Source organism: Pyrobaculum calidifontis JCM 11548, assembly GCF_000015805.1.
Classification (GTDB): Archaea; Thermoproteota; Thermoprotei; order Thermoproteales; family Thermoproteaceae; genus Pyrobaculum; species Pyrobaculum calidifontis.
The window spans coordinates 744,416-756,669 of sequence record NC_009073.1 but is presented as its reverse complement, the minus strand read 5'-3'; the positions used below and the strand labels follow the sequence as shown (position 1 = coordinate 756,669).

Annotated in this window: 16 protein-coding genes; 8 read left to right on the top strand and 8 right to left on the bottom strand. The window is 57.3% G+C overall.

What is annotated here, in order from left to right:
* The first annotated feature begins 14 nt into the window (after positions 1-14).
* Positions 15-1,205, top strand: a complete 1,191-nt coding sequence (locus PCAL_RS04210; protein WP_011849473.1) for an AAA family ATPase — start codon at positions 15-17, stop codon at positions 1,203-1,205.
* Positions 1,206-1,229: 24 nt separating this feature from the next.
* The gene (locus PCAL_RS04205; protein WP_011849472.1) at positions 1,230-1,577 is read left to right on the top strand and encodes a HEPN domain-containing protein; all 348 of its coding nucleotides are present in this window, start codon (positions 1,230-1,232) and stop codon (positions 1,575-1,577) included.
* Here the strand turns inward: PCAL_RS04205 and PCAL_RS04200 are convergent.
* Positions 1,558-1,845 carry an acylphosphatase gene (locus tag PCAL_RS04200; protein ID WP_193322896.1) on the bottom strand — a complete coding sequence of 96 codons (288 nt, stop codon included), beginning with the start codon at positions 1,843-1,845 and terminating at the stop codon, positions 1,558-1,560. The genes PCAL_RS04205 and PCAL_RS04200 overlap by 20 nt on opposite strands.
* A gap of 45 nt (positions 1,846-1,890) precedes the next feature.
* Between PCAL_RS04200 and deoC the strand changes: the two genes are divergently transcribed.
* A complete protein-coding gene (gene deoC, locus PCAL_RS04195; RefSeq protein WP_011849470.1) occupies positions 1,891-2,571 on the top strand; it encodes a deoxyribose-phosphate aldolase in 681 nt (226 codons plus the stop codon).
* Here deoC and PCAL_RS04190 read toward each other — a convergent pair.
* From PCAL_RS04190 to PCAL_RS04180, 3 genes are all read right to left on the bottom strand, one after another.
* Positions 2,568-3,617 carry a phospholipase D-like domain-containing protein gene (locus tag PCAL_RS04190; RefSeq protein WP_011849469.1) on the bottom strand — a complete coding sequence of 350 codons (1,050 nt, stop codon included), beginning with the start codon at positions 3,615-3,617 and terminating at the stop codon, positions 2,568-2,570. The two genes, deoC and PCAL_RS04190, sit on opposite strands and share 4 nt — an antisense overlap.
* Before the next feature lie 57 nt (positions 3,618-3,674).
* The gene (locus tag PCAL_RS04185; RefSeq protein WP_264317715.1) at positions 3,675-4,007 is read right to left on the bottom strand and encodes a class I SAM-dependent methyltransferase; all 333 of its coding nucleotides are present in this window, start codon (positions 4,005-4,007) and stop codon (positions 3,675-3,677) included.
* A gap of 96 nt (positions 4,008-4,103) precedes the next feature.
* Positions 4,104-5,234: a hypothetical protein gene (locus tag PCAL_RS04180; RefSeq protein ID WP_011849467.1), complete on the bottom strand. Its 1,131-nt coding sequence runs from the start codon at positions 5,232-5,234 to the stop codon at positions 4,104-4,106.
* Between the two features lie 44 nt (positions 5,235-5,278).
* Here PCAL_RS04180 and glcV point away from each other — a divergent pair, with 44 nt between their 5' ends.
* A complete protein-coding gene (gene glcV / locus PCAL_RS04175; protein WP_011849466.1) occupies positions 5,279-6,349 on the top strand; it encodes a glucose ABC transporter ATP-binding protein GlcV in 1,071 nt (356 codons plus the stop codon).
* A gap of 45 nt (positions 6,350-6,394) precedes the next feature.
* Positions 6,395-7,579: a thiolase family protein gene (locus PCAL_RS04170; RefSeq protein ID WP_011849465.1), complete on the top strand. Its 1,185-nt coding sequence runs from the start codon at positions 6,395-6,397 to the stop codon at positions 7,577-7,579.
* Here PCAL_RS04170 and PCAL_RS04165 read toward each other — a convergent pair.
* Entirely contained in the window at positions 7,576-7,749 is a 174-nt protein-coding gene (locus PCAL_RS04165; protein WP_193322895.1) for a hypothetical protein, read from the bottom strand. The two genes, PCAL_RS04170 and PCAL_RS04165, sit on opposite strands and share 4 nt — an antisense overlap.
* A 29-nt stretch (positions 7,750-7,778) precedes the next feature.
* Here PCAL_RS04165 and rnhB point away from each other — a divergent pair, with 29 nt between their 5' ends.
* The 3 genes from rnhB to PCAL_RS04150 are packed head-to-tail and all read left to right on the top strand — an operon-like array spanning position 7,779 to position 9,529.
* Positions 7,779-8,360: a ribonuclease HII gene (gene rnhB / locus PCAL_RS04160; protein WP_193322894.1), complete on the top strand. Its 582-nt coding sequence runs from the start codon at positions 7,779-7,781 to the stop codon at positions 8,358-8,360.
* A gap of 24 nt (positions 8,361-8,384) precedes the next feature.
* Positions 8,385-8,993 carry a 30S ribosomal protein S5 gene (locus PCAL_RS04155; protein WP_011849463.1) on the top strand — a complete coding sequence of 203 codons (609 nt, stop codon included), beginning with the start codon at positions 8,385-8,387 and terminating at the stop codon, positions 8,991-8,993.
* The gene (locus PCAL_RS04150; RefSeq protein ID WP_011849462.1) at positions 8,990-9,529 is read left to right on the top strand and encodes a 50S ribosomal protein L30; all 540 of its coding nucleotides are present in this window, start codon (positions 8,990-8,992) and stop codon (positions 9,527-9,529) included. Before PCAL_RS04155 ends, PCAL_RS04150 begins: the two co-directional genes overlap by 4 nt.
* Here the strand turns inward: PCAL_RS04150 and galT are convergent.
* The 3 genes from galT to PCAL_RS04135 are packed head-to-tail and all read right to left on the bottom strand — an operon-like array spanning position 9,526 to position 12,141.
* Positions 9,526-10,467: a galactose-1-phosphate uridylyltransferase gene (galT, locus tag PCAL_RS04145; protein ID WP_011849461.1), complete on the bottom strand. Its 942-nt coding sequence runs from the start codon at positions 10,465-10,467 to the stop codon at positions 9,526-9,528. The genes PCAL_RS04150 and galT overlap by 4 nt on opposite strands.
* Positions 10,457-11,548 (bottom strand): GHMP family kinase ATP-binding protein, encoded by a 1,092-nt coding sequence (locus PCAL_RS04140; protein ID WP_226951996.1) that lies wholly within the window; start codon positions 11,546-11,548, stop codon positions 10,457-10,459. Before PCAL_RS04140 ends, galT begins: the two co-directional genes overlap by 11 nt.
* The gene (locus tag PCAL_RS04135; RefSeq protein WP_011849459.1) at positions 11,518-12,141 is read right to left on the bottom strand and encodes a zinc metalloprotease; all 624 of its coding nucleotides are present in this window, start codon (positions 12,139-12,141) and stop codon (positions 11,518-11,520) included. Before PCAL_RS04135 ends, PCAL_RS04140 begins: the two co-directional genes overlap by 31 nt.
* Positions 12,142-12,254: the final 113 nt, after the last annotated feature.

Sequence of the window (12,254 nt, the reverse complement as noted above, 5' to 3'; positions counted from 1 at the left end):
GCATTACTCTAGATATGTTTGTTGCCGTGAGGAATTTTGGCCCGTTTGAACACGTGGAAGTTGAGCTCAAGCCTTTGACCATTATCGTGGGCAAGAACAACGTGGGCAAGTCCACCTTGGCATATTTAATCTGGGCCTTGGCTGCCACAACGCCTAACTTTAGGAGGAATAGAGAGCTTGAGGCGGCCACGGCTGACGACGTGGAAGACGTGGTGGAGATGGTTAAGTCGGGGGCGGATGCCCATGAGAGACTTGTGAAAATTGTCAAGAGGTACATAGATGCCTTGCCCAAGGCCCTGGCCGTGGCCTTGGAAGAGGCGTTGCGGAAGATATACCTCGCCGACCTATTTGACTTAATTAGGAGGGGGACAGACAAGGCGTACATCTCCGTTAAAGGGGCCAACTCGGCCGCTGAGGTCGTGGTCACTGAGAAGAGAGTGGAGGTGTTCCACGCCCCCTATGCGCAGTTTCTAGAAGGACTGCGGTTTGAGACTCTCAAGCCGGGGGTTTTGAGGGTGCCCTGTGAGGAGAAGATTCAGCCGGTCTCCACGGCCTACGACGTTGCAAAAGTCATCGCGTGCATAATAGCGGCGTATATACGCGCAGCCTTTGGCCCCCTCCTCTTCTCCGCCAGCGCCGCGGCGTTTCCCGACGGCAGGGCAGGGCTTTCTAGGGCGCTTCTGAGGCTGTCGTTGCCCGTGACTATGTCCAAGGAGGTGTCGCGGGTGGACGAGCAGTACGCCGGCCTCTTCTACCGCCTCGCCGAGTACGCATACAGGGGGCGCGTAGACATGAGGCTCGTGGAACCCCTCTTGGCGGAGCTCGGCGCCTCGTTAGAGCTAGTGCAGGAGGGCGGGCTATACACAGTACACATCAGAACTTGGACCGGCAAGCGCCTCCGCCTCCAACAAGCGCCCTCGGGGCTCCGCGAGTCTATCGTAGCGGCCCTAGCCCTGGCCTCGGAGGCAGACCCCCTCCTCGTAGTGCTCGAAGAGCCAGAGGCCCGCCTCCACCCAGGGGCACAGCTGGCCCTCCTTAGAATAATAGCAACCGCCGCCAAGAGGGGAAAATACGTCCTCATAACAACACACAGCGAAGAGACAGCCCGCATCCTCGCCAAGGACGTTGGCATGGAGAAGACAGCCATATATCACGCGCACCCACAAAAGGACAAAGCTGTGTTGACACCGCTGAACACAATATAAATAACGCAATTTCGGAAAGTGCCGATGCCCCCCGTACATCCCAAGTGGCTTGAAAGACATGTGAGACACATGGAAGAGGCGCTCAGGGGGGCTGAAAGGGGAGATGCCCAGTGGGCTTGCTACAACGCATACGTGGCAGTCAGAGCGCTGTTAATGGGCCTACAGGGCTATGACCCCTACGCCCCACTTCCCCTACTAACCGCGTTGCCCTCTCTCGTCAAGAAAGTTGTGGGCAACCCCGCTGAGGGTGTCTTAGAATGTGCCTACTGCCTAGAGCGGAGACTTCACGACCCCGATGCGGTTAAGTGCGTCAAATGTGCAGACGTAATTTCGCAGGCCCTATTCCCCGCCTCTACTCAGTGGGCAAGATAGAAAAGTCGTTGAACTCCCCCTTGTACTCTTCCCACTTGACCTCGAGGTCTTCAACTCTGGCCCCGGGCGGGCCGACGCGCGCCCACTCAATAACCTTTAACACGGCGTCTTTGGGCCCCTCCAGCACAGCCTCCACGGTCCTCCCATCACGCCGGTTCCGAACCCAGCCTTTGACCCCGTACTTATTTGCTACATCTTTCATGGACTGTCTAAAGAAGACTCCCTGTACCTTCCCTCTGACAAATATATGCGCTCTCACCAGCTCCACGTCTTGGCTATAGATACGTTTTTTAACTTTTAGGGGTTGTCCCACATGCTACACTTGGTAGACTTCGCCCTCCTAAAGCCGTATCTCTCAATCGAGGAAGTGGTCAAAGGCGCGGAAAAGGCCGAGCGGCTGGGCGTCGCCGCGTATTGTGTAAACCCCGCCTATGCCGCCTACGTGAAGCCCTTGTTAAAGAGGGTTAAGCTCTGTGTAGTTGTAGACTTCCCGTTTGGCGCCTTGCCCACTTGGGCCCGGGCGGGCCTAGTTTCTAAGCTCGCCGAGGTGGCGGAGGAGCTCGACGTCGTGGCGCCCATAGGCCTTGTGAAATCTAAGGCTTGGAGGGAGGTTAGGCGGGACTTGATTAGCGTCGTGGGCGCGGCTGGGGGCCGGGTAGTGAAGGTGATAGTGGAGGAGCCCTATTTGACGGATGAGGAGAGGTACACCCTGTACGACATAGTTGCCGAGGCAGGGGCGCACTTCATCAAGAGCTCGACGGGCTTCGCCGAGGAGGCCTACGCCGCGAAGCTGGGTAACCCCGTGGCTTCAACGCCCGAGAGGGCGGCCGCCATTGCCAGATACGTGAAAGAGCGTGGGTACAAGCTCGGCGTGAAGATGGCCGGGGGCATTAGGACCAAGGAGCAGGCGAGGGCGATAGTTGAGGCCATTGGATTCGGAGAAGACCCTGCCAGAGTGAGGCTGGGCACCTCTACCCCAGAGGCCCTAGCCTAGGGCCTCCTCCTGTTGGCCCAAATGACGAAGAGAATTGCGATTATTATTATCGCCAGCCATATCAATACGTCCAGCGAGTAGCTCCTCCCGGCGTTTTGCGCCTTAGGAGTAGTAGACGTAGAGGGAGGCGCTGTGGCGGTCGAGGCCTCTGTCGTCGTTTCTACCTTGCCCCCAGCCTCCTGGTACCACTTCATGACCAGCGTTTTTAGTCTCTGGGCCAGCCCCGGGTTTTCTATAAGTAGCCCTACCTCGCGGTTCCTCTGGATGGAGTAGTAGCCGATGTTTATAGAGCCCACATACACGTAGTTCCCCACCACGATTATCTTAGCCACGAGGTCTTCATCTACGGCGGTGTTTATGTCGGCGTCTGTCCTAGCCACGACCGCGTAGTAAGGCCCGTTGACTATGTAGGGGACGAGGCCGGAGTCGACGTAGATCTGTTCCATGGCTATGTATCTGACGCCGGGCTGTGAGAGAATCCACAGGAGGCCGTCTTGGGAGTTTATCGGCGAGACTAAGACGCCTGGGTAATTGTACCGTGGGTAGACGCCGCGGTAGTCGTTTAAGACAATTGTGGCCAATTGACGCGCCAATGTGGCGTTTTTTATCACGAGCATAATGCCCTTGTTCTTTGTAAAACCGGACGCAGTGGGGTTAATGTTGCCAATGATCACAGTCTCGTTGTCAATTACGTAGAGCTTTGTATGTACATTGGGGAAGTCGCTGTTCCACTTCACCTTCACCCCGTTGGCCTCTAGGTAGCTGGCTATCTCCTTTGCCGACTGTGGCACTCCGCCGTAAACTCGGGCCGACAATACGACGACTACGTCAACACCCCTCTTGGCCGCGGAGGCGAGGGCGTCTGCCAAGGGCTTATACGTGAAGACATACACCTCCATGTAGACGGCTTTTTTAGCCGCTTTCACGTAGTCCACAATCAACGTGGTGTTGACTGGCGATACGAGCACGCTTTGGACTTCCAGCCTTATGGGGCCAACCGCGAGTACAAGGAAGGCCGCCAGTGTGAGAAGGACAACTAGCCGCATGCCCAGCCCTGCACCTCTCTTAATATATTTTGCTTAGCCGGTACCACAGGCGTTTTATTAGACCGCGTAGCCGAGCGACTTCGCCGCGGCGAGGTCGGCCCCCATCTTTCTCCTAAGCTCCTCGGCGCTGTGGGGGTTTGTCACGCCGCTTGCGTTTGGAGTCCAGTCGTACACAACGACGACTCTTCTGGTGACTCTGGCCATTTCTCTCAAGGCAGCATAGATGTCCCTAAAGTGGTGCAACGCGGCTACAGACACGGCGGAGTCGCACTCCTTGTCGCCGTAGGGGAGCGCCTCGGCGGCCCCCAGCCGCACGTCGAGCAGTCCCAGCTCGACAAATTCTCTAAGCGCCTTTTTTAGATAAATAACCGCGCCTGGGTCAATGTCCACGGCGCATACTCTCAACCCCCCGGGAGAGCAAATAGCGCGTAGTGCTTCCCCACCCAGCGCCGACATCTAACGCGGCGCCTCCCAAGTCGGAGTGTTCTAAGTCGTCGAAGATGTCCATATGGACATTGCGTACTTTGCCGCCTCCTCTGCGCTCTCGGCCTTGACCACGGCCAAAAAGCCCGAGGCGTGTTTAAACACGACTCTGTCCCCCTCCAGCCGCCTGAAGTCTATCTCTTTTGCAAATTTGTCGGGACGCCAGAGCGTGTAGGCGCCGGGGTTCCTCCTGTCCTTTACCACTATGAAGGCGGGGCCGTTCAACACGCCGAGGTCTAAAAGCGCGTTGTACAGCGGGCCGGGGGGTACGTGGTCTTCCACAGCCACCGCGGTCATGGGCCCCTTCACTACCGTGTAGCGGCCCCTCTCTGCCGTCTCTGCCGCCCGCCTAGCCTCAGAGAAGTGGCTCTCAAGCCCCCTCACTATGTAGGGCTCTAGCTCTGGCACCGCCAGTAGAGCATATGAGCCAAAGTCGATGCCGAACCCCGTCTCAAGCGCCTCCTTGGACATAGACGTGGGGAGGGGGTCGCGTGCGGCTTGGAGCATTAGGCGGAGGAGGTGGAAGGTGCGCGGGAAGCGCTCGGCCAAGTCAGCCGCCTTTAGCTTCTCGGCCACTCTGAACGCCTCTCCAAACGCCGTGAGGTCTACGTCCAGCGTGGAGTAAAAGGCGTCTGCCACCAGCGAGAGGAACTTCTCCTCTTTGACCAGCCCCTTCGGCGTAGCGTCGCCGAAGTACTTGGCGAGGCCGTTGTTCAACGAGTTTCCGTAGGGCCCCGCCCACCTCTTGGCGGATGGTCCAAAGCGGTCGAAGAGGTCGACGAAATTTATCAGGGTCTGCACCAGGGGGCCGGCCCTTGCCCCCACCGCCAGGGCCACTTGAACCACGGAGGACGGCTCCTCCGCTGGGTCTCCGACTCCGTGGTGGTCCAGCACCACGAACCGCTGTGGCAGTCTTGCCGCGAAGGAGTCGCCGATGTCGAAGAGCATCACGTCGCCTTCGACCGCCAGCGCCTCCTCCGCCTCGTTTAGCCGGTATATGGCCTCGGCGCCTGCCCTGTGGAGCAGAGCCGCGGCTATTGTATCATCGGCGTGGGCAACTCCGCCGTGCGTAATAGCCTTAAAGCCTCCCCGGCGTATGATCTCGGCCGCCTTGGCCACGTCGCTGAGCCACACTCTGGAGCGAGATATATCTTTAAAATCTCTTTGTACAGGGTACTGTGGTTTCTGTACTGGTGGAGAGGCTTGAGAAAGTCTTTCCTCCTAACACATACGCGCTGAGGGACGTGTCTGTGGAGATTAGGGATGGGGAGTTCCTAGTGGTTTTGGGGCCCTCTGGCTCTGGCAAAACGACCTTCATAAGGTGTATTGCTGGGCTTGAGACGCCGACTAAGGGCCGCATCCTCTTTGGAGACGAGCCCGTGGTAGACGTGGAGAAGGGGGTTTTCGTGCCGCCTGCCAAGAGGAACGTGGGCATGGTGTTTCAAAACTGGGCGCTCTACCCGCACATGAAGGTATTTGACAACATAGCCTTCCCGCTTAAGATCAAGAAGTTGCCCCGCCACGAGATTCAGCGGAGGGTTAAGGAGGTAGCCGAGGCGCTTGAGATAGCCCACCTCCTGGACAGGTACCCTAGGCAACTCTCTGGAGGGCAACAGCAGAGAGTCGCCATAGCCAGGGCGTTGGTCAAAGAGCCACAGGTCTTGCTCATGGACGAGCCCTTCTCTAACCTAGACGCAAGGCTGCGGATTTCTGCCAGAGAGTTTGTGAAAGGGCTTCAGAGGAAGTTGAAAATTACCACTATCCTTGTTACCCACGACCAGCACGACGCCTACGCCTTGGCGGATCGCCTCATGGTGATAAACAACGGCGAGGTGCAGCAGATAGGCACCACAGACGAGGTTCTCAACAACCCGGCGAACCTCTTCGTGGCACAGTTCTTCGGCGACCCTCCCATAAACGTGGTGGAGGGGGAGGGGAGGGGCGAGTACGTCGACTTGGGAGACTTAAAGATCCCCGTGAAGGCGCCGGAGGGGAAGTTGCAAGTTGGCATAAGGCCCACAGACGTGTACGTGGCCGAGGCCCCCCTGTCGCCTAACGACGTCGCGCTACCGCCAGCACGCGTGAAGCTCGTGGAATACCTAGGCTTTACCCCCATCGCCGTTGTGACGTGGGGCAAAACGGAGCTCAGAGCCGTGGCCTATGGCAAGGCCGCAGAGGGCGGCACAGTCAAGGTGTTTCTGAAGCCGGAGGGGGTGAAGCTCTTTAGAGATGGCAAGCGAATTAGGTAATTAACATTAGCGACAAGGCTTATTAACCCTCAGGCCCGCTGGGCCATGGGGATAGTTATTGCGGGCTTCGTTAGGACGCCCATTGGAAAGTTTGGAGGCGCCCTCAAGGACGTGAAGACTCCCCACCTAGCCGCCTTTGTCATAAAGAAGTTGCTGGAAAGGACGGGGCTCTCGGGAAAGGAGGTGGACGAAGTGGTGTTTGGCTCCACCCTCCAGGGGGGCATGGGTCAAAACTTGGCGAGGTACGCCGCTCTGTTGGCTGGCCTGCCGGTGGAGGTGAGCGCATATACGGTGAACAGGGTCTGTTCTTCGGGGATGCAGGCCATTATAGAGGCATATAGGGAAATCGCGGTGGGGGACGCCTCGGTCGTAATCGCGGGCGGCGCCGAGTCTATGTCTACGCCGCCTATATGTCTTCCAGACGACGCCCGGTGGGGGCTGAGGCACTTCATCGGGCGGCGGGCCGAGCTCAGAGACTTGATGGTATACGACGGTCTGACGGACCCCTCCAACGGGCTCCTCATGGGCGAGGAGGCCGAGCTAGTGGCTAGGGAGCACAAAATTACGCGGGAGGAGTTGGACTGGGTGGCTTATGAGAGCCACATGAGGGCGTGGCGGGCTACTGAGAACAGGTGGTTTGAAGAAATGGAGCCCATAGACGGCGAGTTAGGCGGAGTGCGCGTCAAGTTAGACAGAGACGAGGGCATTAGGCCGGACACCACGCTTGAAAAATTGGCCAAGCTTAAGCCCGCCTTTAGGCCCGACGGCGTGTTGACCGCGGGGAACTCCAGCCAGCTGTCCGACGGAGCGGCCGCCCTCCTGCTCACCACTGAGGAGAAGGCAAAGGAGCTCAGCCTCAGGCCAGTGGCGCGCATCCTTGGCTACAGCTGGCACATGGTGGAACCCTGGCGATTCGTCGAGGCCCCCCTCTACGCTGTTCAAAAACTGTTGAAGAAGCTGGGCATGGGAATTAACGACTTTGACTACTTTGAAAACAACGAGGCCTTCGCCGTGAACAACGTGCTATTCCACAGATTCCTCGATGTGCCTTACGACAAGCTGAACGTCTTCGGCGGCGCCATTGCCCTCGGCCACCCGCTCGGCGCCTCGGGGGCAAGGATTGTCACCACGCTCATATCGGTGCTTAGGCGCATGGGCGGGAGGAGAGGCATCGCCGCGCTCTGCCACGGCACAGGTGGAGGAACGGCCCTGGCCATTGAGCTTGTCTAAGTCTCGGCGTATTTTTGGGCAACTTTTACCCCGTGGACACGGTACAAGTGTATCGCGGCATCTCTCACGGTGAAAAATCTCTTTTTACACTTTATACACACTATATGCGCCACGTCCCACTGATCCACCTCCACCTGTAGATACGACTTGAGATCTTGTGGGATTTCCACAAGATTTATTGAGCAGACCCTATTTAACCGTGATCGGAGGCGTCGATGAGGCGGGTAGGGGGCCGCTGGTGGGGCCGTTGGTGATAGCTGTGGTAGTTGGCGACAGCGACGTCCTCCTAGGGGTGGGGGTTAGGGACTCCAAGGCCTTGAGCCCTGGGGCTAGGGAGAGGGTGTTTGCCAGAGTGCTGGAGGTGGCGGAGTGCGTAAACTACATAGTAGTGGAGCCGCACATAGTGGACATGTATACGTCTAAGGGCCTCCTCAACGCGCTTGAGATAGACTACACTGCCAAGTTGTTGGCCACGTGCCCTGCCGATGTGTACTACGTAGATTCGCCAGATGTGAAGCCTGAGAGGTATGGAAGCGCGTTGTCTATGGCCACTGGTAAGCGCATAGTGGCGCTTAACAAGGGCGAGCGCGTGCCCCAGGTGGCTGCGGCGAGTATAGTGGCCAAAGTGGTGAGAGACCGCTTGATAGACTTGTTGAAGAGGGAGGTGGGGGACTTCGGCAGTGGCTACCCCTCTGACCCGCGTACGGTGGAGTTTGTAAAACGCGGACTCGTGCCCAGCGAGTGTATTAGACACTCGTGGAAGGTGAGGTTTAAAGTATAAAAACTGGTCGGTTTTAGAGGCCTCGTGAGCGTCGTCGATTTAAGCCTTTGGGAGCCTAAGACGGCTCTTGGGAGAATGGTGAAAGAGGGGAAGATAAGGACTATAGATGAGATCTTTGCGAACAACCTCCTAATAAAGGAGCCCGAGATTGTGGATATTCTGCTCCCGGGACTAAAGCAGGAGCTTTTAAACCTAAACCTAGTCCAACGCCAGACGCATGCTGGCGAGAGAAACCAGTTTCAGGCGGTGGTGGCGGTGGGCAACGAGGATGGGTACGTTGGCGTGGGAATTGGGAAATCTAGACAGGTGAGGCAGGCCATTGAGAAGGCCACTAGGGAGGCCAAGTTGAACATTACGCCCGTGAGGCGCGGCTGCGGCTCTTGGAAGTGTTCTTGCGACGAGCCTCACAGCGTGCCATTTGTGGTAAGTGGGAAGTCCGGGAGCGTAGAAGTGACGTTAATCCCGGCGCCTAAGGGCGTGGGCCTTGTGGCAGGCGACGTGGCCAAGGTGGTGTTACGTCTGGCGGGGATAAAGGACGTGTGGACAAAGACTAGAGGCGACACTAGAACTACGTTGAACTTTGCGCTGGCGGTGTTCAACGCTCTTAGAAACACCTACTACTTCAAGCTATGATGGCGGCAACTGAGCAAAAGACGGTGTACCCCCGCTACGCCGTAATTAGGCTCAGAGGTATACCCACCACTCCGGGTGACATTGCCGCGACGCTTGACTTGTTGAGGCTTAGGAGGAAGTTCACCATGGTGGTGGTAGTGGGCTCTCCAAGTGTCATGGGCATGATAGAAAGGGTGAATGACTGGGTCACTTGGGGGGAAATTGACGCAGATACTCTCGCAGAGGTGTTGCGTAAGAGGGGGCGAATTGTGGGCGACAAGCCGCTTACGCTTGAATACCTCCAGAAGTGGGGGTGGAACTCCTTTGAGGAAGTGGCCCTCGCGTACATCTCCGGGGAGATAGAGACGCTTGCGTGTAAAAAGGACTTCAAGGCTAGGGAGGGGCAACGGCCGCCGTGTATTCCATACCTAAAGCCCTTCTTCCGCTTACATCCGCCTAGAGGCGGCCTCAACAGTGTAAAATTGCACTTCTCTGTGGGAGGCGACTTGGGCTACAGAGGGCCTTTGATCAACGACTTAATTAAGAGAATGCTCTAACACCGCCTCGCGGCTGTCTCCTTCAGCTTCTGCGCGGCCTCCTCGGGGGTTGTCTCAAGGGTGAATAGTCCTCCCCCTGTTTCAGCGCCGGCGGCGTATTTCAGTCTCCCGTCGGGGCGGTACATGCCGTATATTTCGAAGTGTAGGTGGTAGTAGGGGAGTCTTAGGCGGAGGGGGGCTTGGTGCATTACCATGATGTAGGGCATTGGCTTCTCCAAGACGTTTTTAAAGGCGCATAGCGTCTTTTTTAGGGCGTCTGCCAAGTCCACTAGCTCGTCTTCGCCGAGTTCCACTATAGAAGACACGTGCCGCTTTGGGTAGACGTGGGCCTCGAAGGGCCACCTCGCGTAGTACGGAGTAAAGCTCTTCCACCCGCGGTTTTCATATATGACACGTTTATCTTCCCTTTTCACAATGGCGCAGTGTAAACACTCGCCACGCCTCTTATACCACCTCTTTGAGTGGGCCAGCTCCAGGGCTACCCTAGGCGGCACTACGGGGAGTACATATATTTGGGAGTGGGGGTGGGTAAGCGACACGCCGATTTCCCTCCCCTTGTTTCTAAAGTAGAAGAAGTAGGCCAGTTTCTCATCCCGCTCTGACTCCCGCGCCGCCTCGACCACGAGCTTCAACGCTTTAACTATCTGGCCTATTGGCAAGTCGCTTAAGTCGTCTACGTCGTGTTGAGAAGTTTCCACGAGCACATAGGCGCGGCCATACGCCTCTTGAGCGACATAGAAGTCCTCGGTGTATGGTTTCGGAGGGGTGGGGGTTACCACGGGGTAGCGGTTGGGCAGCAACAAGACGTCCCAGCCGTGGCCTGTCTCAGGCGCGCCGGGGCAGAATGGGCAAAAGCCCTCGGGCTGCCACGGCCTAGAGAGTCTGTGGGGCGAGACGAGGGTGTACTCCCCAGTGAGGGGGTTCTTCCTAATCTCCATACTCCAGGCCCCTATCCACTTCCACAATCCACCACGAGGGTGCTTCTGCCTCTTTAACAATTCTCTGCGCAGTGTGAATATCAGGGGCCAACGCTATTACTACGCCGCCGAGGCCTGCGCCAGAGAGCTTTGCGCCGTACGCGCCCGCGGCCAGGGCGCGTTCTACTAGCAGGTCTAGCTGGGGCAGAGAAACTTCGTAAAGCTTTGACAATAGCCAGTGTTGTTGCGTCATTACTTCGCCCACCCGTTTAAGCTTCTCCAGCGGAGACATTTCACTTTTCAAAACGGCTACCGCCTCCTCAGTGGACTTCTCCATTTTCAGTGTAAACAAGACCCTGCTCCTCAGCGGCTCTGGCAACTGATCAACGACATCTCTGTGGCTGAGAAGCGCGCGCCACGGGAAGTCCCAATACCCCGACGCCTCCACTCTTAGCCACTCCTTTAACAACTCCACAGCCCTCTGTAGCTCCTCCTGCCTCTTTGTGTGAACCTCTGCGGTGCTGTGGCTAATCCCGCTGTGGAGCACCACGAAGACCCCGCCCGGAAGCTCCAGCCTCTCCACCTTGACTGGGGGCGTTGGGTAAATCAGCGAGACGTGGCCAAACGCCGAGCCGTACTGGTCCAGCCGCCCACAGGGCACGCCGAGTACCTCCCTCTCTGCCACATACGCGAGCTCTGCCACGTCGTAGAGAGAGGGAGAGGCGCCGTTGAGCTTTAACAACGCGGCAACGGCGGTTACCAAAATGGCGGCGCTACTCGCCATGCCGGCCCCTATGGGGATCTGTGAATACAACTCCCCCCTGAAGCACCGCCTTGCGCCCACGGCAAGCACAGCCGCCTTCATATAGTCGCAGAACCCCCTCCCCCTCGGCCTCTCGCCTACCTCAAACTCGCACACGTCGCCGGTGTTTCTAGACGAGACAACACACTTGCCGCCCCCCTCCGCCGCCGTCAAATAGGCCCTCAGATTAACGGCAATGGACACAACAGGCAGGCCCTTGTAGTCCTGGTGCGTATTTAGAAAATCCAGCCGACCAGGCGCAGAGACTCTCACCATGTAAGCCGTCTCAAAGTAAGCCACGTCAAAGCGCCGGCCGTGATAATTAACAACAGCCACATGGGCAAATTAGTTTTTATAATCTTCTCGCCGTCAAGCGGCGGCAGTGGAAGCAAGTTAAAAAGAGCAAGCCACGCATTCACATATGCAAAGCCGAGAAGTAGCCCGTACCCAGCCCACAGATATGCGGCTAGGCCCAGAGCTGCAAACACTATATTTGTCAACGGGCCAGCCGCGGAGATGAAAAATATGTCACGCCTCTCGTCGCCGCGGCCATAGAACCTAAATGGCGAAATGACCACGGCCCCCGGCGCGGCGAACACCACGCCCACGAAAAGCGGCAAAATTACGGCCAGGGGTAAGAGCCGGTAGTCGGCCTGAAAATAGGCAAAGTAGCCGAGCCTCCTGGCGACTTGCCTATGGGCCAGTTCGTGTCCAATGAAGGCGAATAGCAGAACGAAAAGCGCTATTGGGAAGAAAAGAGGAATGTGTGCAAGATTTTCAATATGTGCAAGATTTACGTTGGCCATGGCAATGGAAAATCCGAGTGCCAGCGTCAACAAAGCAACTACAATGTCCACCAGCTCCCTCTTTTTAACCTCCTCTGGAGTATACACTAGCAAGAAAAACTCGTAACTTAATATCTCTCACGTCCTAGGCCCCGTCTTCACGGCCGTTGTAGCCATCTGTGGGGCCCCGCCTTGGCAGTACCCCATCTGTGGTACAGCGC